This window comes from Pseudomonas sp. BAY1663 (assembly GCF_000582595.1).
GTDB classification, from domain to species: domain Bacteria; phylum Pseudomonadota; class Gammaproteobacteria; order Pseudomonadales; family Pseudomonadaceae; genus Stutzerimonas; species Stutzerimonas stutzeri_AF.
The window spans coordinates 21,376-45,007 of record NZ_AZSV01000019.1; the positions used below are offsets into that span (position 1 = coordinate 21,376).

General features: G+C 66.6%; 18 protein-coding genes, 1 tRNA gene, 6 pseudogenes and 1 riboswitch. Of the genes and pseudogenes, 3 read left to right on the forward strand and 22 right to left on the reverse strand.

Going from position 1 to position 23,632, the window contains the following annotated elements:
- Nucleotides 1–30 precede the first annotated feature (30 nt).
- From BAY1663_RS07935 to BAY1663_RS07965, 7 genes and pseudogenes are all read right to left on the reverse strand, one after another.
- Nucleotides 31–1,032 carry a glutathione S-transferase family protein gene (locus BAY1663_RS07935; RefSeq protein ID WP_037039285.1) on the reverse strand — a complete coding sequence of 334 codons (1,002 nt, stop codon included), beginning with the start codon at nucleotides 1,030–1,032 and terminating at the stop codon, nucleotides 31–33.
- An 84-nt stretch (nucleotides 1,033–1,116) separates the two neighbouring features.
- A pseudogene (locus BAY1663_RS07940) lies at nucleotides 1,117–2,099 on the reverse strand (glycosyl transferase family protein).
- Complete coding sequence (locus BAY1663_RS07945; protein ID WP_037039287.1) at nucleotides 2,096–2,431, reverse strand: TusE/DsrC/DsvC family sulfur relay protein; 336 nt, start codon at nucleotides 2,429–2,431, stop codon at nucleotides 2,096–2,098. The pseudogene BAY1663_RS07940 and the gene BAY1663_RS07945 overlap by 4 nt, the downstream one beginning before the upstream one ends.
- Entirely contained in the window at nucleotides 2,428–2,730 is a 303-nt protein-coding gene (gene tusB / locus BAY1663_RS07950; protein WP_037039290.1) for a sulfurtransferase complex subunit TusB, read from the reverse strand. Before tusB ends, BAY1663_RS07945 begins: the two co-directional genes overlap by 4 nt.
- The gene (tusC, locus tag BAY1663_RS07955) at nucleotides 2,730–3,089 is read right to left on the reverse strand and encodes a sulfurtransferase complex subunit TusC (protein ID WP_037039293.1); all 360 of its coding nucleotides are present in this window, start codon (nucleotides 3,087–3,089) and stop codon (nucleotides 2,730–2,732) included. Before tusC ends, tusB begins: the two co-directional genes overlap by 1 nt.
- Nucleotides 3,089–3,481 carry a sulfurtransferase complex subunit TusD gene (tusD, locus tag BAY1663_RS07960; RefSeq protein WP_037039295.1) on the reverse strand — a complete coding sequence of 131 codons (393 nt, stop codon included), beginning with the start codon at nucleotides 3,479–3,481 and terminating at the stop codon, nucleotides 3,089–3,091. The genes tusC and tusD overlap by 1 nt, the downstream gene beginning before the upstream one ends.
- Nucleotides 3,482–3,686: 205 nt before the next feature.
- Entirely contained in the window at nucleotides 3,687–4,355 is a 669-nt protein-coding gene (locus tag BAY1663_RS07965; RefSeq protein ID WP_037039297.1) for a Bax inhibitor-1/YccA family protein, read from the reverse strand.
- A gap of 125 nt (nucleotides 4,356–4,480) precedes the next feature.
- Here BAY1663_RS07965 and BAY1663_RS07970 point away from each other — a divergent pair.
- A tRNA-Ser gene (locus BAY1663_RS07970) sits at nucleotides 4,481–4,570 on the forward strand.
- A 63-nt stretch (nucleotides 4,571–4,633) separates the two neighbouring features.
- Here the strand turns inward: BAY1663_RS07970 and BAY1663_RS07975 are convergent.
- From BAY1663_RS07975 to glnT, 3 genes and pseudogenes are all read right to left on the reverse strand, one after another.
- The gene (locus tag BAY1663_RS07975; RefSeq protein ID WP_037039298.1) at nucleotides 4,634–5,260 is read right to left on the reverse strand and encodes a TetR family transcriptional regulator; all 627 of its coding nucleotides are present in this window, start codon (nucleotides 5,258–5,260) and stop codon (nucleotides 4,634–4,636) included.
- Nucleotides 5,261–5,324: 64 nt separating this feature from the next.
- Nucleotides 5,325–6,391: pseudogene (locus BAY1663_RS07980) on the reverse strand (putative urea ABC transporter substrate-binding protein).
- Between the two features lie 15 nt (nucleotides 6,392–6,406).
- Entirely contained in the window at nucleotides 6,407–7,771 is a 1,365-nt protein-coding gene (gene glnT / locus BAY1663_RS07985; RefSeq protein ID WP_037039300.1) for a type III glutamate--ammonia ligase, read from the reverse strand.
- A 143-nt stretch (nucleotides 7,772–7,914) separates the two neighbouring features.
- On the opposite strand from glnT, the gene BAY1663_RS07990 reads away from it, so the two are divergent.
- Nucleotides 7,915–8,940: an alpha/beta fold hydrolase gene (locus tag BAY1663_RS07990; RefSeq protein WP_037039302.1), complete on the forward strand. Its 1,026-nt coding sequence runs from the start codon at nucleotides 7,915–7,917 to the stop codon at nucleotides 8,938–8,940.
- 161 nt (nucleotides 8,941–9,101) lie between these two features.
- On the forward strand, nucleotides 9,102–12,509 hold the full coding sequence (gene amt / locus BAY1663_RS07995; RefSeq protein WP_037039363.1) for an ammonium transporter: 3,408 nt from the start codon (nucleotides 9,102–9,104) through the stop codon (nucleotides 12,507–12,509).
- Nucleotides 12,510–12,516: 7 nt separating this feature from the next.
- Here the strand turns inward: amt and BAY1663_RS08000 are convergent, their stop codons facing one another.
- The 12 genes and pseudogenes from BAY1663_RS08000 to BAY1663_RS08055 form a co-directional block, all read right to left on the reverse strand.
- Nucleotides 12,517–13,356 (reverse strand): ABC transporter ATP-binding protein, encoded by an 840-nt coding sequence (locus BAY1663_RS08000; RefSeq protein WP_177325803.1) that lies wholly within the window; start codon nucleotides 13,354–13,356, stop codon nucleotides 12,517–12,519.
- A 2-nt stretch (nucleotides 13,357–13,358) separates the two neighbouring features.
- Nucleotides 13,359–14,152: pseudogene (locus BAY1663_RS25855) on the reverse strand (ABC transporter permease).
- Nucleotides 14,153–14,226: 74 nt separating this feature from the next.
- Nucleotides 14,227–15,036, reverse strand: coding sequence for a hypothetical protein (locus tag BAY1663_RS08010; protein WP_037039307.1), 810 nt, complete (start codon nucleotides 15,034–15,036; stop codon nucleotides 14,227–14,229).
- Nucleotides 15,033–15,815, reverse strand: coding sequence for an N-acyl homoserine lactonase family protein (locus tag BAY1663_RS08015; protein WP_037039310.1), 783 nt, complete (start codon nucleotides 15,813–15,815; stop codon nucleotides 15,033–15,035). The genes BAY1663_RS08010 and BAY1663_RS08015 overlap by 4 nt, the downstream gene beginning before the upstream one ends.
- Nucleotides 15,812–16,471, reverse strand: coding sequence for a cysteine hydrolase family protein (locus BAY1663_RS08020; RefSeq protein WP_037039312.1), 660 nt, complete (start codon nucleotides 16,469–16,471; stop codon nucleotides 15,812–15,814). Before BAY1663_RS08020 ends, BAY1663_RS08015 begins: the two co-directional genes overlap by 4 nt.
- Nucleotides 16,468–17,228: pseudogene (locus BAY1663_RS08025) on the reverse strand (creatininase). The gene BAY1663_RS08020 and the pseudogene BAY1663_RS08025 overlap by 4 nt, the downstream one beginning before the upstream one ends.
- A pseudogene (locus BAY1663_RS08030) lies at nucleotides 17,225–18,108 on the reverse strand (DMT family transporter). The pseudogenes BAY1663_RS08025 and BAY1663_RS08030 overlap by 4 nt, the downstream one beginning before the upstream one ends.
- Complete coding sequence (locus BAY1663_RS08035; protein ID WP_037039314.1) at nucleotides 18,105–18,860, reverse strand: SDR family NAD(P)-dependent oxidoreductase; 756 nt, start codon at nucleotides 18,858–18,860, stop codon at nucleotides 18,105–18,107. The pseudogene BAY1663_RS08030 and the gene BAY1663_RS08035 overlap by 4 nt, the downstream one beginning before the upstream one ends.
- Nucleotides 18,860–19,647 (reverse strand): annotated as a pseudogene (locus BAY1663_RS08040) (SDR family NAD(P)-dependent oxidoreductase). The gene BAY1663_RS08035 and the pseudogene BAY1663_RS08040 overlap by 1 nt, the downstream one beginning before the upstream one ends.
- A gap of 1 nt (nucleotide 19,648) precedes the next feature.
- Entirely contained in the window at nucleotides 19,649–20,671 is a 1,023-nt protein-coding gene (locus BAY1663_RS08045; protein ID WP_037039322.1) for a fatty acid desaturase, read from the reverse strand.
- 44 nt (nucleotides 20,672–20,715) lie between these two features.
- Complete coding sequence (locus BAY1663_RS08050; RefSeq protein ID WP_037039324.1) at nucleotides 20,716–21,717, reverse strand: ABC transporter substrate-binding protein; 1,002 nt, start codon at nucleotides 21,715–21,717, stop codon at nucleotides 20,716–20,718.
- A gap of 48 nt (nucleotides 21,718–21,765) precedes the next feature.
- Nucleotides 21,766–21,868: riboswitch (guanidine-I (ykkC/yxkD leader) on the reverse strand.
- A gap of 576 nt (nucleotides 21,869–22,444) precedes the next feature.
- Nucleotides 22,445–23,416, reverse strand: a complete 972-nt coding sequence (locus BAY1663_RS08055; protein WP_037039326.1) for an aldo/keto reductase — start codon at nucleotides 23,414–23,416, stop codon at nucleotides 22,445–22,447.
- Nucleotides 23,417–23,632 lie beyond the last annotated feature (216 nt).

Below are 23,632 nucleotides of genomic sequence, written 5' to 3' on the forward strand. Positions count from 1 at the left end.
TGCCCGACCTCGGGGCGATGCTTTTCAAGCTTAAGGCGAGCGCATCCAGATCCCACGGCCCGGCAGGCGTTCACGGTCATGCGGGCGGTCGAGTTCCAGCCGCGGGCCTTTCGGGATGATGCCGTTGGCATTGATCTGCCGGTGGCTGGCGTAGTAGTGCCCCTTGATATGCGTGAAATCCACCGTCTCGGCCACGCCCGGCCACTGGTACAGCTCGCGCAGCCAGTTGGACAGGTTCGGGTAGTCTGCGATGCGTCGCAGATTGCACTTGAAGTGCCCGAAATAGACGGCGTCGAAGCGAACCATGGTGGTGAACAGACGCCAGTCGGCCTCGGTCAGGTATTCGCCAGCCAGGTAGCGTTGCTTGCCCAGGCGGCTCTCGATGCGCTCCAGTTCGTCGAACAGCTCGTCGAAGGCCTCTTCGTAGGCCGCCTGTGTGGTGGCGAAACCGGCGCGATAGACACCGTTGTTGATGGCGGGGTAGATCCGCGCATTGAGCGCATCGATCTCGTCGCGCAGGATCCCGGGATAGAAATCCAGTCGTGAGCCGGTGAGTTCGTCGAACGCACCGTTGAACATGCGGATGATTTCGGAGGACTCGTTGTTGACGATGCACTGGCGTTCGCGGTCCCAGAGCACCGGCACCGTGACCCGGCCCGAATAGTCCGGGGTGTCGCGGGTGTAGCGCTGGTGCAGGTACTCGAGGCCGTCCAGGGCGTCGCCGCTGGAGCCGGTCGCCGGGTCGAAGGTCCAGCCGTGTTCGGCCATCAGCCAACTGACCACCGAGACGCCGATCAAGGGCTCGAGCCCCTTCAGCTTGCGGTAGATCAGCGTGCGGTGCGCCCAGGGGCAGGCCAGTGATACGTACAGGTGATAACGCCCGGCTTCGGCCTTGAACCCCTCCAGGCCGTCGGGGCCAGGGGGTCCGTCGGCCGTCACCCAGTGGCGGCGCTTGGCCTGTTCGCGCTCGAATTTCCCGTCTGTGCTTTCATACCAGCGATCATGCCACTGGCCGTCGATGAGCAGACCCATATGTTCCTCCCGTATACGAATTAGGAGGCAGTCTAGGGACGATGGTTCGATCGATGTGCCCGAAAAGTCGGTTGGTTCTATCGTCTAGTTGGATAAATGGCGCTGCTGCCAATAGCGCCGCGCCTGCTCGAATGCCGCTTCGCGCGTCTGTCCCAGCCCGCGCAATGCCAGGGCCATGGTGGCGATTACCGCCAGTTCGCCGTAAGCGTCTTCTTCGCTGCCGTTCCAGACCGCGAGCAGATGCTGCGGCTCCAGGCGCTCCGGTTTCACGTGGCGGCGTTCGGACAGTGGCGGCCATTCCTCGTCCCAGGCGGTACCGGCGCGGGTGCCGTAGAGGTGGGAGAGGTTGTCCGGATTCATTTCGACTTCGCCGCCTTCGCCCTTGATGACGATGGCGTTGTCGCCCAGCAGCGTGCTGGCCTGGCGGTGGGTGTCCTGGTAGCCGGGGTGGAAGATGCTCTGCAGGCCGCAGCGGGCGCCAGCGGGTTGAGGAGGCGCGCCAGCGAGTGGATCGGCGAGCGCAGCCCGAGCAGGTTGCGCATGTCGATCATGCGCTGCAAGACCGGCATCCAGGCGCCGAGGGGAATGAAGGCGATGTGCTCGCGCTCGATCGTCGCCGCGACCTGTTCCCAGCCCTCGCAGTGGCGGATGCCGAGCAGCTGCAGTTGCTGCTCGGTATAGATGCGCCCGGCGGTGTGCGCGCCGCCGCCATGCAGCAGGATGCGGATGCCGTTGGCGGCCAGGCACTTGGCCGCCAGCAGATACCAGGGCAGGTGGCGCTTCTTGCCGGCATAGCTCGGCCAGTCCAGGTCGACCTCGACGGAGGGGATGGGCAGGCGCTCGCGCACGGCGTCGGTGAAGCCGGCCAGCTCTTCGGCGCACTCTTCCTTGTGCCGCAGCAGCATCAGGAAGGCGCCCAGCTGGGCGTCCTCGACCTTGCCGTCGAGCAGCATGCCCATGGCCTCACGGGCTTCTTCACGGGTCAGGTCGCGCGCGCCGCGCTTGCCCTTGCCGAGAATGCGCACGAAGGGGGCGAAAGGGTGTTCTGCTGGGGTTTCGAGGCTCATAGGCAATTGCTCGGCTTCGGCAGCCCGGCCAGCTTGGCGGCCAGCTTGGCGGGGGTGCCCTTGAATAGGCGATTGAGGTAAAGGCTGTTGCCCTTGTCCGGCCCCAGCTTCAATGCGGTGTATTTGATCAGCGCTCGCGTCGCCGGCGAAAGCTGGAATTCGGCGTAGAACTCGCGCAGCAGGCGGAGGATCTCCCAGTGCCCGGCTTCCAGCGGCAGTTCCTCCCGTTCGGCCAGGGCCTGGGCCACGGCTTCGCTCCAGTCCTGCAGGTCGAGCAGGAAACCGTCCTTGTCCAGGGCGATCTGGCGCCCCTCCACGCGCAGGCTGTTCATAACCAGCTGTTGGTTCGCGGATAGCGGCAGGTCAGCTCGACGAAGCCGGGGTAATCCAGCAGGCCCACGCGCGCCGGCAGCGCGCCGAGTGCGCGGGCCTGGACATCCTCCTCCAGGGCGAACACGGCGACGCCTGCGGGCAGCCGCAGCAACGCCTCGCAAGGACCGCTACCGGCGCGCAGGGCATAGGTGGCGTCGCCGGTCAGCAGCAGGGCGTCGTCGCCGGCCAGCAGTTGCAGGCAGCTCGTGAGCCGGCTGTCGGCGAACGGCGAATGGGAAAGCAGGTGCAGGGTCGCCATCAGATCGTGATCACATGGTCATAGCGGTTGATGAGGGCGCGCAGGCCGGCCTCGTCGAGGACTTCGACGGGCAAGGGCAGCGCCTGTTCGTCGAGGCCGCGCTCGGCAAGGCTGTGGCGTGCGACGTAGAGCGATTCGATACCGAACAGCGGCAGCGCCTGCAGGTTGGCGGTCAGGTCCTTCTGCTCGAGTTGCGCCGGTTGCTGGGCGGCGGCGAGCTGGAACACGCCGTCATCGAGAAACAGCAGTCCCAACGGCAGTTCGAAGGCGCCGCCGGCCAGTACGACGTCCAGCGCCTCGCGGGCCGACGGCCCAGCCCAGGGCGCCTGGCGGCTGATGATGAGCATCGAGCGGGCCATCAGTGACCTCCGAAGCAGACCAGGCGGTCGGCCTGCTGCGCTGCTTCATGCAGCTGGCCGAGGCCGGATAGCTCCCAGCCCGGCGCCAGGTTCGCGGCCGGACGCTGGTAGCGTTGCGCCTCGCTCTCATCCAGCACGCCGCGGCGCAGCCCGGCGGCGATGCAGACCACGCCGTCCAGCTGATGGGCGGTGACGAAGCGGCTCCACTCGGCCGCCACATCCGGTTCATCCTGTGCCGCCACGACATTCGCCGAGGCCGTGTGCACGCCGTCCTGATAGAAGAACAGGCGGACGATCTGGTGCCCGCCGGCGAGCACCGCTTCGGCGAAGCGCAGCGCCCGGCGCGCGGCCGGCGAGTGGGGTGGGGCGAACAGGGCGATCGTGAATTTCATCGGGGCACCATTGCGAAACAGCCGACATGATACGCCAGCTGCGAGGCGCGTAGGTTGGGTCGGACAGCGTTCCGCTGAGCAGCGAAGCGACGAAGCCCAACAAGTTTCATGCCGATCCCCGTTGGGCTTCGCTGCGCTCAGCGCCAACCTGCCTGCGAGCATGAAAAAAGCCCGCCGAAGCGGGCTCGTTGCAGGCCGTGGCCGATCAGTCGTCGCCGCCGAAGATGCCCAGCAGTTGCAGCAGGCTGAGGAACAGGTTGTACAGCGAAACGAACAGGCTGATGGTCGCCATGATGTAGTTGCGTTCGCCGCCATGGATGATGGCGCTGGTCTGGAACAGGATGCACGCCGAGGAGAACAGCACGAAGCCGGCACTGATCGCCAGCTGCAGGCCGGTGATCTGGAAGAAGAACCCGGCCAGCATGGCGCCGATCAGCACGAAGAAGCCGGCGGTGATGAAGCCGCTGAGGAAGCTCATGTCCTTGCGGGTGATCAGTACGTAGGCCGAGAGGCCGAAGAACACCAGCGCGGTCATCGACAGCGCCGAGCTGATCAGCTCGCCACCGTTGGCCAGGCCCAGGTACATGTTGAGGATCGGGCCGAGGGTATAGCCCATGAAGCCGGTCAGGGCGAAGGTGGAAACCAGGCCCCACGCCGAGTTGCGCAGTTTCGCGGTGAGGAAGAACAGCCCGTAGAAGCCGATCAGCACCACGAAGATGCTCGGGTAGGCGGCGTTGGCCTGCATGGCCAGGTAGGCGACCAGGCCGCTGAAGGCGAGCGTCATGGCCAGCAGCCCATAGGTGTTGCGCAGGACCTTGCTGACCTCACGCTGCTCGACCTGCGCGTGGCTAAGCGCGTATTCGTGTTCGTGCATGGCGACACTCCTTGGATGAAATCAAGCCTGGGACGATTTGTCCCGGATCATAACAGAGGCAAGTTCGATGCCCAGCATCAGTGTTTGACAGTGTATTTCTATCCGGTACTATTGCGCCGCCTTATGGAAGTGTGGCCGAGTGGTTGAAGGCAGCGGTCTTGAAAACCGCCGAAGGGGAGACCCTTCCCAGAGTTCGAATCTCTGCGCTTCCGCCATATTCAGCGAAAAGCCCCTGAACCAAGTTCAGGGGCTTTTTCGTTTCTGCTCCTGCAGCCGTCTCAGGCCTGTTCGGAAGGCCTGGCCGCCAGCAGCTCCATCAGGCCGTCGCCCAGCTGCTCGGCCTGTTCGCGCAAGGAAAACAGCTTCGGCGAGAACAGCCAGGTGTGGGTGATGCCCATCAGGCTGGAATAGAGCAGCACCGCCAGCGAGCGCGGAGGTTGCTGCGCGCCGATGCGTTGTTCGCGCTGGGCCTGTTCGATGAGCTCTTCGAGCAGTTGCACCATGTCGCGGGTCAGCTTGCGCTCGCGTTTGAGGGTGCTGGCCATCTGCGCGGTGAGTTCGGTCTTGTTCAGCAGGATCTCGAAGGACTGGCGATACCAGCGGTCTTCCAGCAGCAGGCGGAACCACTCGCGCACGAAGTGCCCGATGGCGGCGAGCGGGTCCGCACCCAGCTTCCGGCTGCGTTCGATCAGCCGTTCCAGCGGTTCCTGGGAGAAGGTCAGCACCGCCTGGTACAACTCGTCCTTGTTCTTGAAATGCCAGTAGATCGGGCCGCGGCTGAAGCCGGCGGCCTGGGCGATCATCGCCAGCGTGGTGTTCGAATAACCGTTGCGGCTGAACAGCTCGAGCGCCGCGGCGATCACCTTGCGGCGGGTTTGTTCGGCGTCTTCTTTGGTACGGCGCATGGGGCTCCTCGAAATGCGCAGCGGCCACGCAGCGTGCCGTTGGCGGGCGCTGCGTGGCAAGCCTTCATAGCGCGCCGTCGGCGGCCAGCTGCATGTAGGTGGTGTCGAAGCGCAGCTTGAGATTGCCCTGCTCACCGAGCGCGCCGGCCGGCATGGCGATGCCGACGAAATCCACCGAATCGGCGCCGTCGCCCAGCAGGCCGTGGTCGAAGGAGAACTTGCGCACGCTGTCCATTGCTTCGTGGGCCGGTTCGCCGGAGATGAAGGCGACCGCTTCGGCTGGCTGATAGAACATGTGCGTGCCTTCAACTGCGCCTCGTAGCCGGCCTGGTCGGTGCCGGAGGCTGCGCCCAGCTGGGCACGCAGTTCGGCGCCTTGCGGCGTGTCGCTGGCCATGATCGCCATCACCTCGTACCAGGCGCCGGTGACCGCCTTGCCGAAGGCGGGGTTGTCGGCCAGCGTCTCGCTGTTGACGATCAGCAGGTCCTTGACATGGCCTGGCACGCTGGCCGAGTCGAAGACCTGGTGCGCGTCCGGTGTGGCGGCGACTTCCTGCAGCAGCGGACTCCAGGTCGCCACGTTGCGCACATCGGCCGTGCTGAAGGCAGCGACGATGTCGGCGTCCGAGGTGTTGACCACCTGCACGTCCTTCTCCGACAGGCCGACGCTGTCCAGCGCCTTGGCCAGGATGTAGTGCGACACCGACAGTTCCACCAGGTGTACCTGCTGGCCCTTGATCTGCTTGAGATCGCTGGTGCCCTTCATCACCAGGCCGTCGTTGCCGTTGGAGTAGCTGCCGACGATCAGCGCGGTGGTGTCGACGCCACCGGCCGCCGGGATCGACAGCGCATCCATGCTGGTGGCGACCACGCCGTCGAACTGACCGGCGCTGTACTGGTTGATGGACTCGACGTAGTCGTTGATCTGGCTGATATTCACCTCGATCCCGTACTTGTCGGCCCATTTCTTCATGATTCCCGACTCGTCGGCGTACTTCCAGGGCATCCAGCCGACGTAGATGGTCCAGGCCAGGTTGAAGGTCTTTTTCTCCTCCGCCTGGGCCAGCGGGGCGAGGGCGGCGAGGGCAATGGCCCCGGCGCAGAGCAGCTTTTTCATCATCGTGCCGTGCATGGCGGTACTCCCGGTTCAGAAGAACTTCAGATAGCGCTGGATTTCCCAGTCGGAAACATGGGTGTGGTAGGCGTTCCATTCGTCGCGCTTGAACTCGACAAAGGCCTGGTACATGGCATCGCCGAACACCTGGCGCGACAGCGGGTCGGCCTCGAAGGCGTCGATGGCTTCGCTGAGGGTGCGCGGCAGGGTCTCGATACCCATCTGCGCGACCTCCCGTTCGCTGTAGTGATACATGTTCTCGCGGTGCGGCTGGCCGGGATCGAGCTTGTCGCGGATGCCCTCGAGGCCGGCAGCGAGGATCATCGCGGCACCGAGGTAGGGGTTGCAGCCGATGTCGGCGGCGCGGCATTCGACCCGCGCGCCCTGGGACGGAATGCGCAGCATGTTGGTGCGGTTGTTGTTGCCGTAGCAGCAGAACACCGGCGCCCAGGTCGAGCCGGACATGGCGCCCTTGCGGATCAGCCGCTTGTAGCTGTTGACCGTAGGCGCGATGACCGCGCAGATGGCCTTGGCGTGTTTCAGCACCCCGGCGATGAAGTGATAGGCCAGCGGGGTCACGCCGCAGCCGTAGGGGTCTTCGCCATCGACTTCGAACAGGTTCTTGCCGGTCTCGATGTCGGCGAGCGACATGTTGTAGTGCGCGCCGCTGCCGGTGCGGTTGGCCGAGGGCTTGGGCATGAAGGTGGCGAAGGCGCCGTGCTTGCGGGCGATCTCGCCCGCCATCATGCGGAAGAACACGAAACGGTCGGCCATGCCGAGGGCGTCGGTGTACTTGAAATCGGTTTCGAACTGGCCGTTGGCGTCCTCGTGGTCGAAGGAGTAGACGCCCCAGCCCATCTCGTTCATCGCCTGCACCAGTTCGTCGACGATGGGCAGGTTGTCCATCAGCAGGCGCGGGTCGTAGCAGGGCTTGGCCATGTCGTCGCGCGCGGAAATGGGCGCGAAGCCGCCATCCGGGGTGTCCTTGAACAGGAAGAACTCGGTCTCGATGCCGAGGTTGAAGGTGTAGCCCAGCGCCGCAGCGGCTTCGGTCTGGCGCTTGAGAATGCCGCGCGAGCAGGCATCGAAGGGCTTGCCGTCCAGGTAGAGGTCGCTGGCGAACCAGGCGAGATCGCGGTTCCAGCTGCACTGGGTGGCGGTCGCCGGATCTGGCATGGCGGCCACCTCGTTGTCGCTGATCTCCTGCGGAACGCCGTCCAGCGCCGCACCGGTGTAGAGCTCGGAGCCGCGGAGCATCTGGCCGAGATGGGCGATGGGGACGAACTTGCCCTTGATCACGCCGTGGAGGTCGACGTAGCTGGCCATCGCGTACTTCACACCCTTGTCCTGCAACTGCTGTTTCAACTCCTCGACGGAGGAGAGGGGAAAGCTGGTCATCGGCTTGCGCTCCTTGGAGTCATGAATGGCGGCCGGGGGCCGCTGGCACGATTCCTTCATCCAATATACATGCCAGCGTGTATAGAAACGGGCCGCCGCTGGTGCCGTCCGGTCCCCGATGCGTCGATGCAGGAGTTACGCAGATGCTTGAAATCAAAAGGGAAAAGAAATTTTTCGCGCTGGGCGACATGCGCCTGGAAAGCGGCGAGCATCTGCGCAACGCGCGGCTCTGCTATCAGGTGGTGGGTACACCGAACCGCGCGCGGGACAACCTGGTGCTGATTCCGAGCTACTACGGTGGTACACATTGGGGCAGCCTGCCCCTGCTTGGTGCAGATGGGCCGCTCGGAACCGGCGACTATTGCGTGGTGCTGACCGATCTGCTGGGCGCCGGCTGGTCGACGTCGCCGAGCAACGCGGCGCCCGGACAGGAGGCGGCAGGCTTTCCGCAGCTCAGTCTGCTGGACAACGTGCGAGCGCAAAAGGCGTTGCTCGACCGGCTGTACGGTGACGGCTGGCAGCTCGCCCTGGTGACCGGCTGGTCCATGGGCGGCATGCAGACGCTGTTCTGGGCGATGGCCTATCCCGAGCGGATGCGCGCGATCCTGCCGTTCTGCTGCACGGCACGCTGCTGGCCGCACAACCGGGTGTTTCTCGAAGGAGTGAAGGCGGCCCTGTGCGCCGACGGCGCCTGGCAGGGCGGGCGCTACGCCACGCCACCCGAGCGCGGCCTGCGCGCCTTCGGCCGGGCCTATGCCGGCTGGGCCTATTCCCAGGCGTTCTTCCGCCGCGAGCTGTGGCGTGACCTCGGCTTCGAGAGCCTCGAGGCGCTGCTCGACTACTGGGAGCGCGACCATCTGGAACAGGACGCCAACGATCTGCTCTGCGTGCTGCATACCTGGCAATCGGCCGACCCGGCCCGCAGTTTCGCTGCCGGCTCGCTGGCCGAAGCGCTGGGGCGCATCCAGGCGCGCGCGATCCTCATGCCCAGCAGCAGCGACCTGTATTTCACCGTCGAGGATGCCCGCCACGAGGCCTCGCTGATCCCGGGTGCCGAGCTGCGGGTGCTCGACTCGGACTGGGGCCATTGCGCCGGCGGGCCGGGGCGCGAGCCGCAGGCGATGGCGCAGGTTTTCGCGGCGATGCGGGAGCTTCTTGGCCAGCCGTGAGGGTGATCGAGTCCCGAGGCGCCGCGCGGCGGGCGTCGGGCTTCGCTGCGCTCAGCGCCAACCTACGGTTCGATCGGCTTCTGCCATGGCATGAATCTGGCTAGTGGCTTAGTGCCATCTCCGTCTTCGGGCGGATGCGCAGCCTGGTGATCCCTCCTTTGATGCGGACACATGATGCCAACAGCTCGATCGATACCCTCTGGGTAGTGCTATGCGCCGGCCTGGTGTTCAACATGCAGATCGGCTTCCTCTGCCTCGAAGCGGGGCTGACCCGCAGCAAGAACGCCATCAACGTCGCGACCAAGAACATGGTCGATCTGTGCATCGCACTGATGGTCTACTGGCTGTTCGGTTTCGCGCTGATGTTCGGCGCCAGCCACTACGGCCTGGCCGGGAGCGGGCCGTTCCTCACTTCCTTCGCCATCGACGAGAGCTGGTCGCTGGCGTTCTTCCTGTTCCAGGCGATGTTCTGCACCACGGCGGCGACCATCGTTTCCGGCGCCGCGGCGGAGCGGATGCGCTTCAACGCCTACCTGATCGTCGCCGCGTTGTCGGCCGGGTTGATCTATCCGCTGTTCGGCCACTGGGCCTGGGGCGGCGCCTTCCGCGAAGGACAGGGTTGGCTGGCCGGGCGCGGTTTCGTCGATTTCGCCGGCTCCACCGTGGTGCACGGTGTCGGCGGCTGGATCGCGCTGGCGACGGTGATGGTCATCGGGCCGCGTTCGGGGCGCTTCGACCCGGCCTGGCGGCGGCGCGGCATGCCCGGTTCGAACCTGCCGCTGGCGATGCTCGGCGGCCTGCTGCTGCTGTTCGGCTGGTTCGGTTTCAATGGCGGCAGCACGCTGGCATTCGACCTGCGCGTGCCCGGCATCATCGTCAATACGGTGCTGGCCGCCATGGCTGGCATCGCGACGGCAATGGCGGTGTCCTGGTGGCGCCATGGCTACGTCGAACCGGTGCTGCCGCTCAACGGCATGCTGGCCGGGCTGGTGGCGATCACCGCTGGCGCGCATGCCGTCAGCGTGCCGGCCGCGATCCTGATCGGCCTGGGCGGCAGCCTGACCATGTGCCTGGCCGAGCGGCTGCTGCTGCACTGGCGCATCGACGATGTGGTGGGGGCGGTGCCGGTGCATCTGGCCGCCGGCGTCTGGGGCACCTTGGCCGTGGCGCTGCTCGGCGACCCGCTGTTGCTGGGCACCGGTCTCGGCCGTGGCGAGCAGTTGCTGGTGCAGGTCGAAGGGGTGCTGGCCTGCGCCCTCTGGGCCTTCGGGCTGACCTACCTGTTGTTGCGGCTGATCGATCGTCATTACCCGCTGCGGGTCGATCCGGAAGACGAGCGCATCGGCTTGAACGTCAGCGAGCACGGCGCGCGCACCGAGCTGATCGAACTGCTCGACGCCATGGACGAGCACCAGCGCCAAGGCCAGTTCCACCGTGAGGTCGAGGTCGAGCCGTTCACCGAGGTGGGGCTGATCGCCGCGCAGTACAACAAGGTCATCCGTGCGCTGCAGAGCGCGGTGGCGAAGACCCAGAGCATCGTGCGCGACATCCGCGACGGCATCGTCACCTACACCGGCGACGGCGTGCTGACCAGCTGCAACCCCGGCGCCGAGCGCCTGCTGGGCCTGCCCGCCGAACATATCGTCGGCCAGCCGCTGCAGCGCTTCATCGCCTGTGGCTCGCCCTGGTCCGGCGCGCTGCTGCCGCCGATGGGCGGCGAGGTCACCTGCGAGCTGCTGCTGCACGGCCGCGACGGCCAGCCGTTCGCGGCCGAACTGACCGCCAGCCAGGGCGACGCCCAGGAAGCCTATGTGTGCACCGTGCGCGACATCACCGAGCGGCGGCGCATCGAGGAACAGCTGTTCGCCGAGAAGCGCCTGGCCCAGGTGACGCTGGCGTCCATCGGCGATGGCGTGATCACCACCGACCGCGAAGGGCGTGTGCGCTATCTCAATCCCAGCGCCGAACAGCTGACCGGCTGGCAGCAGGAGCAGGCGCGGGATCTGCCGCTGGAAGAGGTCTACCGGGTATTCGACGAGACCTCCGGTGCGCGCCTGCCCACGGCCGCCGGCGAGGCGCTGCGCCGGCGCAGCGATGCCAGCGGCCATGCCGAACGACCGCCGGGCATTCTCGAGCGGCGCGACGGCAGCCGCATCGCGATCCAGGACGCGCTGGCGCCGATCCGCGATTCGGACGGCACGGTCATCGGCCTGGTGCTGACCTTTCGCGACGTCACCGTCACCCGCCAGCTGGCGCGCAAGCTGACCTTCCAGGCCAACCACGACAACCTCACCGGCCTGGTCAACCGCTCGGCGTTCGAACGCCAGCTCGAACGGTTGCTGCGCGAACAGCCGGAGGACGGCCGCGAACACGTGCTCTGCTACATGGACCTCGACCAGTTCAAGGTGGTCAACGACACCTGCGGGCATGCCGCCGGCGACGAGCTGCTGCGCCAGCTGGGACGCCTGCTGAAGACGCGCATGCGCAGCACCGACGTGCTCGCGCGCCTGGGCGGCGACGAGTTCGGCATCCTCTTTCTCGATTGCCCGCTGCAGCAGGCGGTGCTGATCGCCGAGGGCATTCGCCGCGCCGTGGACGAATTCCGCTTCAACTGGGAGGGCAAGAGCTTCGCCATCGGCGCCAGCATCGGCCTGGTTGGCATCGATGCCAACGCGCGCAGCCTCGGCCCGCTGCTCGGCGCGGCGGACAGCGCCTGCTACGCGGCGAAGGAGGGCGGGCGCAACCGGGTGCATGTCTACCAGGCCGACGACCAGCAACTGCTGGAACGCCGCGGCGAGATGCAGTGGACCCATCGTCTGCGCCAGGCGCTGGACGGCGACCGCCTGCGGCTGTACGTGCAGCCGATCGTTTCCTCGTGCCAACCGGATGACCTGCCGCGCTACGAAGTGCTGGTGCGCATGCTTGGCGAGGACGGCAGCATCATCCCGCCCGGGGCCTTCATGCCGGCGGCCGAGCGCTACGACCTGGCGCCGGCGGTGGACCGCTGGGTGGTGGGCAACTTCCTCGCCTGGGTCGGCGATCTGTGCCGGCGGCAGAAGGAGGCGATCGGGCATTATTCGATCAATCTCTCGGCGATGTCGCTGGGCGAGGAGAGCTTTCTCGAATTCATCCTGGCGGCTATCGAGCGCCACCGGATACCCAGCGAATGCCTGTGCTTCGAGGTGACCGAAACGGCGGCCATCGCCAATCTCAGCCGCGCGATGAAGTTCATCGAGCAGCTCAAGGCGGCCGGCTGCAGCTTCGCCCTCGACGACTTCGGCTCCGGCCTGTCGTCCTTCGGCTACCTGAAGACGCTGCCGGTGGACTACCTGAAGATCGACGGCGTGTTCGTCCGCGACATCGAGCACGACCCCATCGCCCGCGCCATGGTGGCCTCGATCAATGCCATCGGCCACGAGATGGGGTTGCAGACAGTGGCCGAGTTCGTCGAATCGCAGGCCATCCTCGACCGCCTGCAGGAGATCGGCGTGGACTTCGTGCAGGGCTATCACCTGGGCCGGCCGCGACCGCTGACCGAGCTGTCCGGGGTGCGGATGATGCCGCGCTGAGCAGGCTTCAGCCGGCCACGGCGCTGAGCTTGGCCAGCTGTTCCAGATCGGTCTGCATGCCCGACGTCTCGCGGATACGGGCGAGGATCTCGCGCTTGAGCTCGGTGAATTCCGGCGCAAGCTTCATGTCCTGGTGGCGCTGGGCCGGCAGCGGCACCTCGTAGATCGAATCGATGCGCCCGGGGCGTGGCGCCATCAGCACGATGCGGCTGCCCAGATAGATGGCCTCCTCGACATCGTGGGTGACGAACAGGATGGTGCTCTTCTCCAGCCGGTGCACGTGACGGATCAGGTCGTGCATGACTTCGCGGGTTTGCGCATCCAGCGCGCCGAACGGCTCGTCCATCAGCAGTGTCGCGGGCTTGGGCAGCAGCGCGCGGGCGATGGCGACGCGTTGCTGCATGCCGCCGGAGAGCTGGCTGGGGTAGGCATCGGCGAAGCGCGTCAGGCCCATCAGGTTGAGCAGGGCATCGGCGCGGCCGGCGGCGGACTCCACGTCTCCATCGTGGCGCACGGTGTCGCCGATCACCTTGAGCTGGCGGCAGAACTTGATGTTCTGCATCACCGTCAGCCAGGGGTAGAGGCTGTAGTGCTGGAAGACCATGGCGCGGTCGACGCCGGGGCCGTCGATGGGCCTGCCGTCGAGCAGGATTTCGCCGCGGCTCAGCGTCTCCAGCCCGGCGATGATGCGCAGCAGGGTGGACTTGCCGCAGCCCGAGGCGCCGACGAAGGTGACGAACTCATTGGGCTGGATATCCAGGTCGATCGACTGCAGCGCCTGCACCTTGCGGCGCTCGCTGACGAAGGTCTTGCCGACCTGGCGTACACGAATCTTGGCATCGGACATGGTCATTTCCTCATCCAGGGAAAGGCGCGGCGGTGCAACCAGCGGAAAGCCTGGTCGGTGAGCAGGCCGATGAGACCGATCAGCAGGATGCCGGCGAAGATCTTGTCGGTGTGCATGTAACGCTGCGCCTTGAGGATGGCGTAGCCGAGGCCGGAGTTGGCCGCGACCAGTTCGGCCACCACCAGGTAGGTCCAGGCCCAGCCGCAGGTGATGCGCAGGGTGTCGAGCAGCGCCGGCTTGGCCGACGGCAGGATCACCAGCTTGACGATCTCGCTGCGGTTGGCGCCCATGGTCTGCGCCGCCTCGATCTGCGCCATGGGTACGCGGCGCACATCCTCGGCGACCATCAGCACCATCTGGAAAAGGTGCCGATGAAGATGATCAACACCTTGGAGCCTTCGTCGATGCCGACCCAGAGCATCACCAGCGGAATGAAGGCCACCGCCGGCATGTAGCGGATGAAGTCGGTGAGCGGTTCGAGAAAAGCCTGCACCGGCCGGTAGGTGCCGATGTACAGCCCCAGTGGCAGGGCGATCAGCGCCGAGGCGCCGAAGCCCGCCATGACCCGCCAGACGCTGATGCCGATGTCTCCCAGCAGCCCCTCGCTGGTCCACCAGCGGCCGATGCGCTCGAGCACTGCGCCGGGGCTGGGCATGAACATCGGGTCGGCCAGGCCGAGGGCGGTCCACAGCCACCAGACGACGAAGGGCAGGCTCAGCCCGGCGCCGGTGAGCAGCCAGGCGCTGCGCCGCGAGAGGTCGCCGCGAATGCGCCAGAAGCTGCTTTTACGTACCAGCGATACGCTCGGTTCGGCGGGCGCGGCCCGGTTCGTTTGCTCGACGCCGGGCGTGGCAATGGTGATCTGCGCGGTCATGCGGGCACCTCCAGGGGCGTGCTGGAAAGGGGAAGCTCGGCGCGCTGCCAGCCGCCGCTCGGCACATAGCGGCCCAGCCGCGCCAGGTCTTCGTCAGGCAGGCTGGCCGGATCGGCGAAGCGCCAGTAGCTGGGCAGCAGCGCATCGCCGACACGCCCCGGCAGTGTCGAATGGGTGATCTGCCAGGGCGTGGCGCCGTTGCGATGGCGGCCGAAGGAGAGTTCGAAGGCCAGCAGCTGCGGTCGCAGCGCGGGGCCGACCGCGGCCAACTGGTCGCGCAGGTGACTGCCGTCCGGCGAGAGCGGCAGCGGGCGATCGGCGGCGAACAGGAAGTAGTCGCCCGCCACCAGCAGGCAGGCCTGGCGCGAGGGCTGCCCGGCAGCTTCAAGCCAGAGCCCCCAGTTGACCCCATCCGATTCCGGTACCTGCTGCCAGATTTCGTGATAGCTGCCGTCCAGCCCGTCTTCCAGCAGTCGCTCCGGGGTCTCGAAGCGCATCAGGCCGATATCCGCGGGGCCGCCCGGCGGCTGGAAGTCGATCAGGCGATGCCACTGGCAGATATCGCCGTTGACCTCGGTGATGCCGGCGAAGCCAGCCTGTTCGCTCAGCGCCAACTGCTGGGCATGGCTGCAGGTTTCCAGCGAGGCTGCCGGTGCCACGGGGTGCGGCCGCGGCAGGCGCAGGTCGGCGTGCAGGCTGGCGGTCTGCAGCCAGTAGACTTCGCTGGTTTCGTCGCGCAGGCCGGCCGTGGTGGTCAGCAGGCGACGGCGCCAGACGCCGAGATAGCCATCGGGAACGCTCTTCATGCGTGGTACTCCGGGAAGCGTCTGAGGGTGCGCCAGAAGGCCATGTCGTGATTCGGCCAGATTTCGGCATCGGTCTCGGCAGCGGTCGCCTTGAGCTTGCGGATGCTGGCCAGCGCCAGGTCTTCGCGGTCCTGCCAGCAGAGTCCGGGCGCGACTTCGTCGACCAGGTTCTCGTGCAGGTCCGCAGCATCCCCGGCGAGAATCACCGGCTTGCCGTGTGGCAGCTCGATCAGCAGCGACATGTGGCCGGCGGTGTGTCCGGGGGTATTGATGGCGCGCAGTCCGGGCAGCAGTTCGTATTCGGCGCGCTGTAATTTCCAGCGATGCTCGCCGGCAAAGTCATCGGCGAAGTAGGCGTCGTCCGCCTGGGCACGGGCGGCGGTGAGTTCCGCTTCGTGCACATGCACGTCGCAGCCGCACAACTCGCACAGGCCACCGGCGTGATCGAAATGCAGATGGCTGAGGAACACGAGATCGATATCGGCGGGTGACAGCCCGTGCCGGACGAGGTGAGCGGGTAGCCGCTGCTCCTCGCTCATCTCGGGCGGCCCCATGGGAAACTCCAGCGGATCGAACCAGCGTGCACGCAGTTGCGGATCGCTGAGCTTGGCGTAGTCGCAGCCGACATCGAACAGCACGCGACCCTGTCGGGTTTCGATAAGAAAGGCGAGGATCGGCGCGTCGATCAGCCTGCCCTGGCCGCGATTACGGGTAGAGATCGACTTGTCGTAGCGATGCGTGGCAGTCAGCAGCGGCCAGAGCTTCAGTACATCGGTCATGCGGCACTCTCCAGACGCCGGAGCAGGCTGACACTGTCGGTCACGCTGCCGAACAGGCCGCCTTCGACCGCGATCATCGCCAGCGCAGCCGCATGCAGTTGCGGGTCGGACGAGGCGCAGGCGTCGCGGACGGTCAGGCAGTCGAAGCCAAGGTCGATGGCCTGGCGTAGCGTCGAGGCGACGCAGACCTCGGTGGTCACGCCAGTCAGGATCAGCCGCTCGATACCGCGACGGCGCAGGATCAGTTCGAGATCGGTATGGGCGAAGGCGCTGTAGCCCGGCTTGTCGATCACCGGCTCGCCGGCGCGCGGTTGCAGCTCGTCGATCAGGTCATGACCGAATTCGCCGCGCACCAGCAGGCGGCCGAGCGGGCCGGGGCTGCCGATGGGAGCGCCGGTGGCCTGGGCGCGGCGACGTTTGGGCTCGGGCAGGTCGGAAAGATCCGGACGATGGCCTTCACGGGTGTGCACCACCAGCATGCCCACGCCGCGGGCGCGATCCAGCAGCGCCTGGATCGCCGGGATCGGCGCGCGCAGGCGGCTGACGTCCATGCCGGCCTGGTCGGCGTAGCCGCCCAGCGCGCAGAAGTCGCGCTGCATGTCGATCACCAGCAGCGCCGTATGCTCGAGGAACAGCGGGTTCGTCGTCAGGCTCACAGGGCAAACTCCTTGCACACCGCGGTGGCGATGCCGTCGACGATGTCTTCGGCCAGCCGCTGGCCTTTCGCCGCGCTGGAGCCTTTGGCCGAGGACAGCACGCCGGAAGGCGGCACCCACTGGGTACGGGTGGGGTACATGTCGTAGGGCGGGAAGTCGGCCGGGGCGTGGTCGGGAATCTTCTCCAGCGCGACCAGTTGCGGATGGAAATGCAGCATCAGCGAGGTCTCGATCACCGCGGCATGCTCCAGCGCGAAACCGGGAAAGCCTTCCGGGAAGATGTCGGTCAGGGTCTGCTCGTGGCAGAAATCCCAGTGCTCCAGGCGCATCACCTCCAGCCCGGCGTCCGGCCCGAGGTCGCGCAGCGCCAGCTGGATGCCCTCGGCGACGAACCACTGGTTCTCGTAATGGCCGAGCACCAGCACCAGGCGGCGCACACCGTGGCGATGGAACTCACGCACGGCGTCGCGCACCAGGCGCTCAAGGTCGCACCGTCCAGACTGGTGGTACCGCAGAAGTGCTGGCCGCCGCCGCATTTCGGCTGCGACTTGTAGCCGTATGACAGCGCCGGTGCCACCAGCCCGCCGACTCGTGCTGCCACATCGGCGCTGATGGCACTGGCCAGCAGCGCGTCGGTGCCCAGCGGCAGGTGCGGACCATGCTGCTCGGTGGCGCCGCAGGGCAGGAAGACCACGGCGCCTTCGCCGATGCGGCGTTCGTAATCGACCCAGCTCAGTTGATCCATGTGCACGATCATGCGCAGGTGCTCCTTGTCGCGATTGAAAGGGGACGTTCCGGCCAGCCGGCGATCAGCGCGGCGGTGGTGATCAGGGCGGCACCGAGCCATTCGTTCGGGCCGATGGCGTGGCTGCCGAACCAGGCGGACGACAGCACCGCGGCGATCAGCTCGAACACCACCAGCACCGCGGCGCGGCCGGCTTCCAGATGAGTCAGGCCGTACTGCACGGCGGCCATGCTGACCAGCCAGCCGAGGGCGAGCAGGGCGATCTGCCAGCTCAGGGTCAGATCCAAGGGTGGCAGCGGCTGGCGCAGCAGCAGGCAGAACAGCCCACCGAGCAGCGCGCTGCCGACGAAACTGACCAGCGCCTTGCTGGCCAGCGGCACCCGGTCGGCGGCGCGGGTGGCGAGGTTGTTGAGGCTGAAGGCGAGGCCGGCGGAAAGCGCCAGCCAGTCGTTCGCACCCGGCGCGTCCAGGGCTTCGCTCGTGACGCCGAGGGTCAGGCCGATGCCGAGCATCGCCAGCCCGAGGGCGAACAGCCGTGTGCCGCTGAGGCGTTCGCCCAGCAGCAGCCAGCCGCCGACCATCGCCCACACCGGTGCCAGGTAGAACAGCAGCATCACCCGCACCACGTTGCCCTCGGCCAGGGCGGTGATCAGGCCGCGGTGGCCCAGCCGCCGCACAGGCCCATGGTGAGCACCTGGCGATACTGACTCGCCCACTGCTGGCGCTGCTGCCAGAGCACCGGCAGCGCCAGCAGGCTGAGCAGCGAATAGGTCAGCAGCACCAGCGGCATACCGGCCAGGCCGCGGGCCGCGAAGAACTGCAGCGGCAGCCAGCCCAGGCCCCACATGATGGCGCCGCCGATCAGCATGCCCTGTGGCATCAGGCTGTTCATGCGCCCATCCAGGAGCCGCCGTTGGGCCCGAGCAGCTGTCCGGTGAAATAGCTCGCCTGCGGCGAAAGCAGGAAGACGATGGCCGCGGCGACTTCCTCCGGTGTGCCCAGGCGCGCCATGGGGATCGCCAGCTCCTTGGCCATCCACTCGTCGCTCATGTGCTCCGGGCTGACCATCGCCGTGGCGATGGGGCCGGGTGCGACGCCATTGATGCGGATGCCGTCTGCAGCGAATTCGCGGGCCAGCGAGCGGGTCAGGCCGATCACCCCAGCCTTGGCCGTGCAATAGGCGACGTACTGTTCGCGGCCGAGAAATCCGAGGTCCGAGGCGACATTGACGATGGCGCCGCTACGCTGCGGCTGCATGTGTGCCAGTGCATGGCGGCAGCAGCGGTAGACGCCGGCGAGGTCGACGCCCAGCACCCTTGCCCAGTCCGCCTCGCTGGTCTCGAGAAAGGGCTTTTCCAGGATCACCCCGGCGTTGTTGACCAACAGATCCAGCGGTCCCTGCGCCTCGATGGTCTCGAACATTGCCGCGACTGCGGCCGGATCGCTGACATCGGCCTCGATGGCCCAGGCGTCGCCGCCGTTGGCGATGATCTGCTCGACCACGCGTTCCGCCAGGTCGTGTTGATCGCGATGGTTGATCCAGAGCCGCGCGCCTTCGGCGGCCAGCGCGAGTGCGGTGGCGCGGCCGATACCGGTCGCCGCGCCGGTGACCAGAGCGGTCTGCCCGGTAAGGATGGCAGCCATCAGTGCATCACCTCGCCGTGGCTGACCGACAGCGCCTGGCCGGTCAGGGCGGCGGCCAGCGGTGAGCCGAGGAACAGGAAGGTGCCGCCCAGATCGGCCGGTGTCAGCAGCTCCGGAATGGCCTGGTTGGCGAGTATCGCCGCGAGCTCGGCGCTGTCGCTGCGGCCGTTGGCGTCCGCCATCACCTGCAGCGAGCGCATGGCCGCATCGGTGCCGATCCAGCCGGGGCACACCGCGTTCACCCGGATGCGCCGCGGGCCCAGCTCCCAGGCCAGCGAACGGGTCAGGCCGACCACCGCGTGCTTGCTGGCGACATAGGCGGAAAAGCCCGGCACGCCTTTCAGACCCCAGATGGAGGCCTGATTGATCACGCTGGCGCCGGCGCGCAGGCGTGGCAGCAATGCGCGGGTCAGGCGCTGCATGGAACCGACGTTGTTCTCCAGTAGGGCCGACCAGCGCTGATCGGCCTCGAAGCTGCACTCGCCCAGCGGCGTGGCGTGCTCGACTCCGGCGTTGTTGATCAGCACATCGGCGTTGAGGCCGCGGCAGGCGAGGTCATCGGCGTACTGCTGCACCGCCTGGCGATCGCCCAGGTCCAGTGCGGTGCAGTGCAGCGGCGTCTCGCCAGCGAGTTCGTCGGCGAGCCGGGCGAGCGCCTCGGCGTCACGGTCCAGCAGCTCCAGGGTGGCGCCGGCGGCGGCGAAGCTCTGCGCCAGGCCCCGGCCGATGCCCCCGGCGGCGCCGGTGATGACCACGCAACGGCTCGGTAATCCAGTGCCTTGTGCATGTCACACCGCCGTCAGGAACGAGACGCCCACGGCGCCGTAGAAGTTGTCGGCCTTGTTCGGCCCTTCGCTGACCACGCCGTAGTCGTCGTCCAGCACGCGGCGCACGCGGTAGCGGTGGAAGCTGCCGAGCAGCTTGCGCATCGGGATGACCTGGTTGTAGGTGCTGCCGTACAGCTCGGCGTGCAGCTTGGGCAGGCGATACCAGGGCGCCACCGGCTTCTCGTGGTGGGCGTTGTGGAAGGAGAAGTTGAGCAGCAGCAGGTTCAGCGCCGGCCAGCGCTCGGAAACCACGTTGCTGTAGGTGTTCTGCTGCTCGTAGCTACGGTCGCGGCGTTTGTCCTCCGGCAGCTTGCCACCGTCTTCCAGCACGGCGAAGGCCTCGTAGGTGTGCTGATAGGCATCGGCGAAACGCAGCACGCTGAGCATGATCATCCAGGCCACGGCGTAGAGCAGCACGGCCTTCGGCGAGAGCACCGCGAGCCCGGCGAAGAGCAGTGTGCGAATGGCCAGCACCGCAGCGACCTTGCCGCGCCGGGCGCGGTGCTTGTCGTTGTCGGTGATGAAGGGCAGGGCGATCACGTAGAAATGCATGATCAGTTCCACCGCCGGCACATAGGCCCATTCCAGCGCCAGCACCAGCTTCTGCAACCACAGCGGGCGTGCCTTGAGGAAGGCCTTGCTGTCGAAGGTGATCACGTCGGCGCGGTCGACGTGGTGGCGCATGTGCTTCTTGCGCAGGTCCTGGAACTCGGCGTAGCAGCTGCCGCACAGCCAGCTGCAGATATTGCCGGTCCATTCGTTGTGCTTGGGCACGCTGAAGATGGCGCCGTGGGCGAATTCGTGGATCAGGTAGGCGGCGATGATCATGCCGTGGGCCAGCAGCAACGTGCCCAGCGCGTTCAGCCAGCCGTTACCGGCGAACAGCAGAGCCAGGCCGCCGCCGTAGGCGAGCGCGGTGTAGAGGATCGCCAGGGTATTTGGGACGCGGCCATCGGCGTAGCGGTACAGGGGTTTGGCAGTCATGGTCTTCTCCAGCACAGGCGGGCGACGGCCCGCCCGGCGTCGGCTTACTGGGCGAGCGCTTCGGTGAATCGGGCGTCGTAGGTCTGGCTGAAATCCGGGATGGTCGGGATCTGCCCGTTGTCCTTGAGCAGCTTGGCGATGATCGCGCCGCTGCCATGGAAGGAATGGGTGTCGTCGCCTGGGGTGAAGCTCTTGCCCATCTCCGCAAGGGGGATGTTGTAGGCGCCGGCCATCTGCTCGACGGCTTCTTCGGCGCTGACGCCGAGCACCTCGCCGATGATCTTCGCCGACTCCTCGGGGTGCGCCTGCATGTAGGCCAGGCCGTCGAGATAGCCCTGGATCATTGCCTTGATGGCGGCGGGCTTCTTGGCGATCACCGCCTCGTCGAAGACCAGCACGTCGGTGATCAGGCCTGGTGCGTCCTTGGACGAATAGACCACCTTGAATTTGTCGCCGCCGCCCATGGAGAGGATCTGCGAGACGTTGGGCTCGTAGGTCACGCCGACCGGCAGGTTGCCCGAGGCCATGGCGCCGGGGATGCCTTCCGGAGTCATGTTGACGGCGTCGATGTCCTTGTCGCTCATGCCGTTCTGCTGCAGCGCGTAGGCCAGCAGGAAGTCCGAGGGCGACAGCGGGTTGAAGCCGACCTTCTTGCCCTTGAAGTCGGCGATGGACTGGATCGACGCGTCGGCGACGATGGCGTCACCGCCGTTGGAGAAGTCGATGGGCATCACCACCCGGTGCTTCAAGCCCTTGGCGACCGAGGCCACCACCTGGTCGTAGGTGAGCATGCCGCCGTCCAGCGCGCGGCTGACCATGGCGGTGGGAATCAGCGCCGGGTCGTTGAAGAACTGCAGGTCCACGTCCAGGCCGTGGGGCTTGAACAGGTCGAGCTTGTCGGCGACGTAGAAGGGGCCATAGCCGGCCCAGACCACGGTGCCGATCTTCAGCTTCTCGGCGGCCTGGCTGGCCAGCGGTGAAAACAACGTCGCGACGGCCAGGCCGGCGGCGAGGAGGGTCTTGTTCAGCGAGCGCAGTGTGGACATGGCGTGATTTCCCTACACATTGGAATGACAGGCACGGGATGACATCGCGTCTCCCGGGCTTTTATCCCTCCGTGTAGTCCCGTCCCTGGGACCGGAGAACTCTCGGACCAGCGCCCACTCCCTGTGAGCCGGAACCCTAGTTCTCCTTGAAGTTGCTCCTGATTGTGCCCAGAGGCCTGTTTGGTAAGTTCAGCTGGTCAATTTCGGCGCCCATGACCCCCGCGACTGTGTTGCTGCTCCTCGCCATAGCCCGCTATGACTCGTCGCAGCGCCTTGTCTCGGAACCATGGTCATCCGAACTTGCCTCAACCAACTCACCGCACAGGCCACTAGCGTCATGAGTGCCGGAGGCGACTCATCCCGTTCACCTGTAGCAGAGCAGATTGCGTGCCATTTTTTCATTTTCGGTATTTGTCGTTTGGATTCAGGTGCTTGGGCGCGATGAGGGGATTTTTTCGCGCAGCCGTGACGCGTGGCGCGTGCGCACAAATGGGGAGGGGTGCGCTGCGATGGTGCTGGTTTTGCCAGCCGGGTCGCGACTCAGAGCGCCTGTTCACGCTCTGCTGCGCGTCGGCCCTGCTTCCGCTTCCTCATCTGTTTGATTCGCTGGCGCTCATCCTTCGGGCCAGCCTTCGGCTGTTACTCCCGTTGGTCGTTGCGCCTTGCAGGACCCTCGCTCGCCAGATCGTGAACAGGCTCTCAGGGCGCCGCGGCACGGCGTCGGGCTTCAGGCGGGCAGCGGTACGTCCGCGCGCAACAGGCCTTCGTCGACCAGCACCCGCCAGAATTCGCCGGGCACATGGCTATCGAGATAATCCATGTACTGCTGCGGCCGCTTGGGGTTCGCCGTGCCGGGGATGACCGAAACCACCACCGGATTGGCCAGGCAGAAGTGCAGGGCGGCGGCGCGCAGGTCGACGCCGCAGCGCTCGGCGATGGCCTCCAGCCGCTGCCGGCGCTCGTCGACGTCAGGCGGAATCCTGTCGTATTCGTAATGGCTGCCGCCGGCCAGCACGCCGGAGTTGAACGGCCCGCCGACGACGATGCCGACCCCGCGTTCGCGACAGCTCGGGAACAGCGTATCCAGCGCTTCGTCATGCTCGAGCAGCGAATAGCGCCCCGCCAGCAGGAATACGTCGGGATCGCTCTGTTCCAGGGCCATGTGGCAGGGTTCGACCCGGTTGACTCCCAGCCCCCAGCCGCGAATCTCGCCCTCGTCACGCAGTTGCGTGAGCGCCTTGGCCGCACCGTCCATGGCCTGCTGGAAGTAGTCGCGCCACTGCGGGCCCCATTGGTCCTCGGAGACGTCATGGATGAACACCATGTCGAGGCGCTCGACGCCCATGCGCTTGAGGCTGTCCTCGATGGAGCGGCGTGCGCCGTCGGCGGAATAGTCCGGCACGCGCCGGTTGGGCAGTTCGTCGACGAAGGGCTTGGCGTTTTCCGGCTGCTCGGCTGGCCGTAGCAGGCGGCCGACCTTGCTGCTCAGCACGAATTCGTCGCGTGGCTTGTGGCTGAGCAGGCGGCCGAAACGCGCTTCGGCGAGGCCGGCACCGTAATGCGGGGATACATCGTAATAGCGGAAACCCGCGTCCCACGCGGCATTGAGCGTGGCGTCGGCGGTTTCTTCGCTGATCGGGTGGAACATGTTGCCCAGCGGCGCGCCGCCGAGGCCGATGCGTGGCAGGGTGATACGCATGACGGTCCTCCTTCGATGCAGTCGAGGCCGGGATCGGCCGGTATTGCATGGGAGGACAGCGTCGAACGGATGTTCCGGACCGTGAAGAGCGAACGTTCGGCCGCTCACGGGTAGGTTGGTGCTGAGCGCAGCGAAGCCCAACTGGGATGGGGATATGACCATGTTGGGCTTCGTCGCTGCGCTCCTCAACCCAACCTACACTCCTCGACCAACATA

Excerpts from the sequence above, each read along its gene's own strand:
- BAY1663_RS07935 (WP_037039285.1), bottom strand. The coding sequence starts at position 1,032 with ATGGGTCTGCTCATCGACGGCCAGTGGCATGATCGCTGGTATGAAAGC.
- BAY1663_RS07945 (WP_037039287.1), bottom strand. The coding sequence starts at position 2,431 with ATGAACAGCCTGCGCGTGGAGGGGCGCCAGATCGCCCTGGACAAGGAC.
- tusB (WP_037039290.1), bottom strand. The coding sequence starts at position 2,730 with ATGGCGACCCTGCACCTGCTTTCCCATTCGCCGTTCGCCGACAGCCGG.
- tusC (WP_037039293.1), bottom strand. The coding sequence starts at position 3,089 with ATGGCCCGCTCGATGCTCATCATCAGCCGCCAGGCGCCCTGGGCTGGG.
- tusD (WP_037039295.1), bottom strand. The coding sequence starts at position 3,481 with ATGAAATTCACGATCGCCCTGTTCGCCCCACCCCACTCGCCGGCCGCG.
- BAY1663_RS07965 (WP_037039297.1), bottom strand. The coding sequence starts at position 4,355 with ATGCACGAACACGAATACGCGCTTAGCCACGCGCAGGTCGAGCAGCGT.
- BAY1663_RS07975 (WP_037039298.1), bottom strand. The coding sequence starts at position 5,260 with ATGCGCCGTACCAAAGAAGACGCCGAACAAACCCGCCGCAAGGTGATC.
- glnT (WP_037039300.1), bottom strand. The coding sequence starts at position 7,771 with ATGACCAGCTTTCCCCTCTCCTCCGTCGAGGAGTTGAAACAGCAGTTG.
- BAY1663_RS07990 (WP_037039302.1), top strand. The coding sequence starts at position 7,915 with ATGCTTGAAATCAAAAGGGAAAAGAAATTTTTCGCGCTGGGCGACATG.
- amt (WP_037039363.1), top strand. The coding sequence starts at position 9,102 with ATGCGGACACATGATGCCAACAGCTCGATCGATACCCTCTGGGTAGTG.
- BAY1663_RS08000 (WP_177325803.1), bottom strand. The coding sequence starts at position 13,356 with ATGTCCGATGCCAAGATTCGTGTACGCCAGGTCGGCAAGACCTTCGTC.
- BAY1663_RS08010 (WP_037039307.1), bottom strand. The coding sequence starts at position 15,036 with ATGAAGAGCGTTCCCGATGGCTATCTCGGCGTCTGGCGCCGTCGCCTG.
- BAY1663_RS08015 (WP_037039310.1), bottom strand. The coding sequence starts at position 15,815 with ATGACCGATGTACTGAAGCTCTGGCCGCTGCTGACTGCCACGCATCGC.
- BAY1663_RS08035 (WP_037039314.1), bottom strand. The coding sequence starts at position 18,860 with ATGGCTGCCATCCTTACCGGGCAGACCGCTCTGGTCACCGGCGCGGCG.
- BAY1663_RS08045 (WP_037039322.1), bottom strand. The coding sequence starts at position 20,671 with ATGACTGCCAAACCCCTGTACCGCTACGCCGATGGCCGCGTCCCAAAT.
- BAY1663_RS08050 (WP_037039324.1), bottom strand. The coding sequence starts at position 21,717 with ATGTCCACACTGCGCTCGCTGAACAAGACCCTCCTCGCCGCCGGCCTG.
- BAY1663_RS08055 (WP_037039326.1), bottom strand. The coding sequence starts at position 23,416 with ATGCGTATCACCCTGCCACGCATCGGCCTCGGCGGCGCGCCGCTGGGC.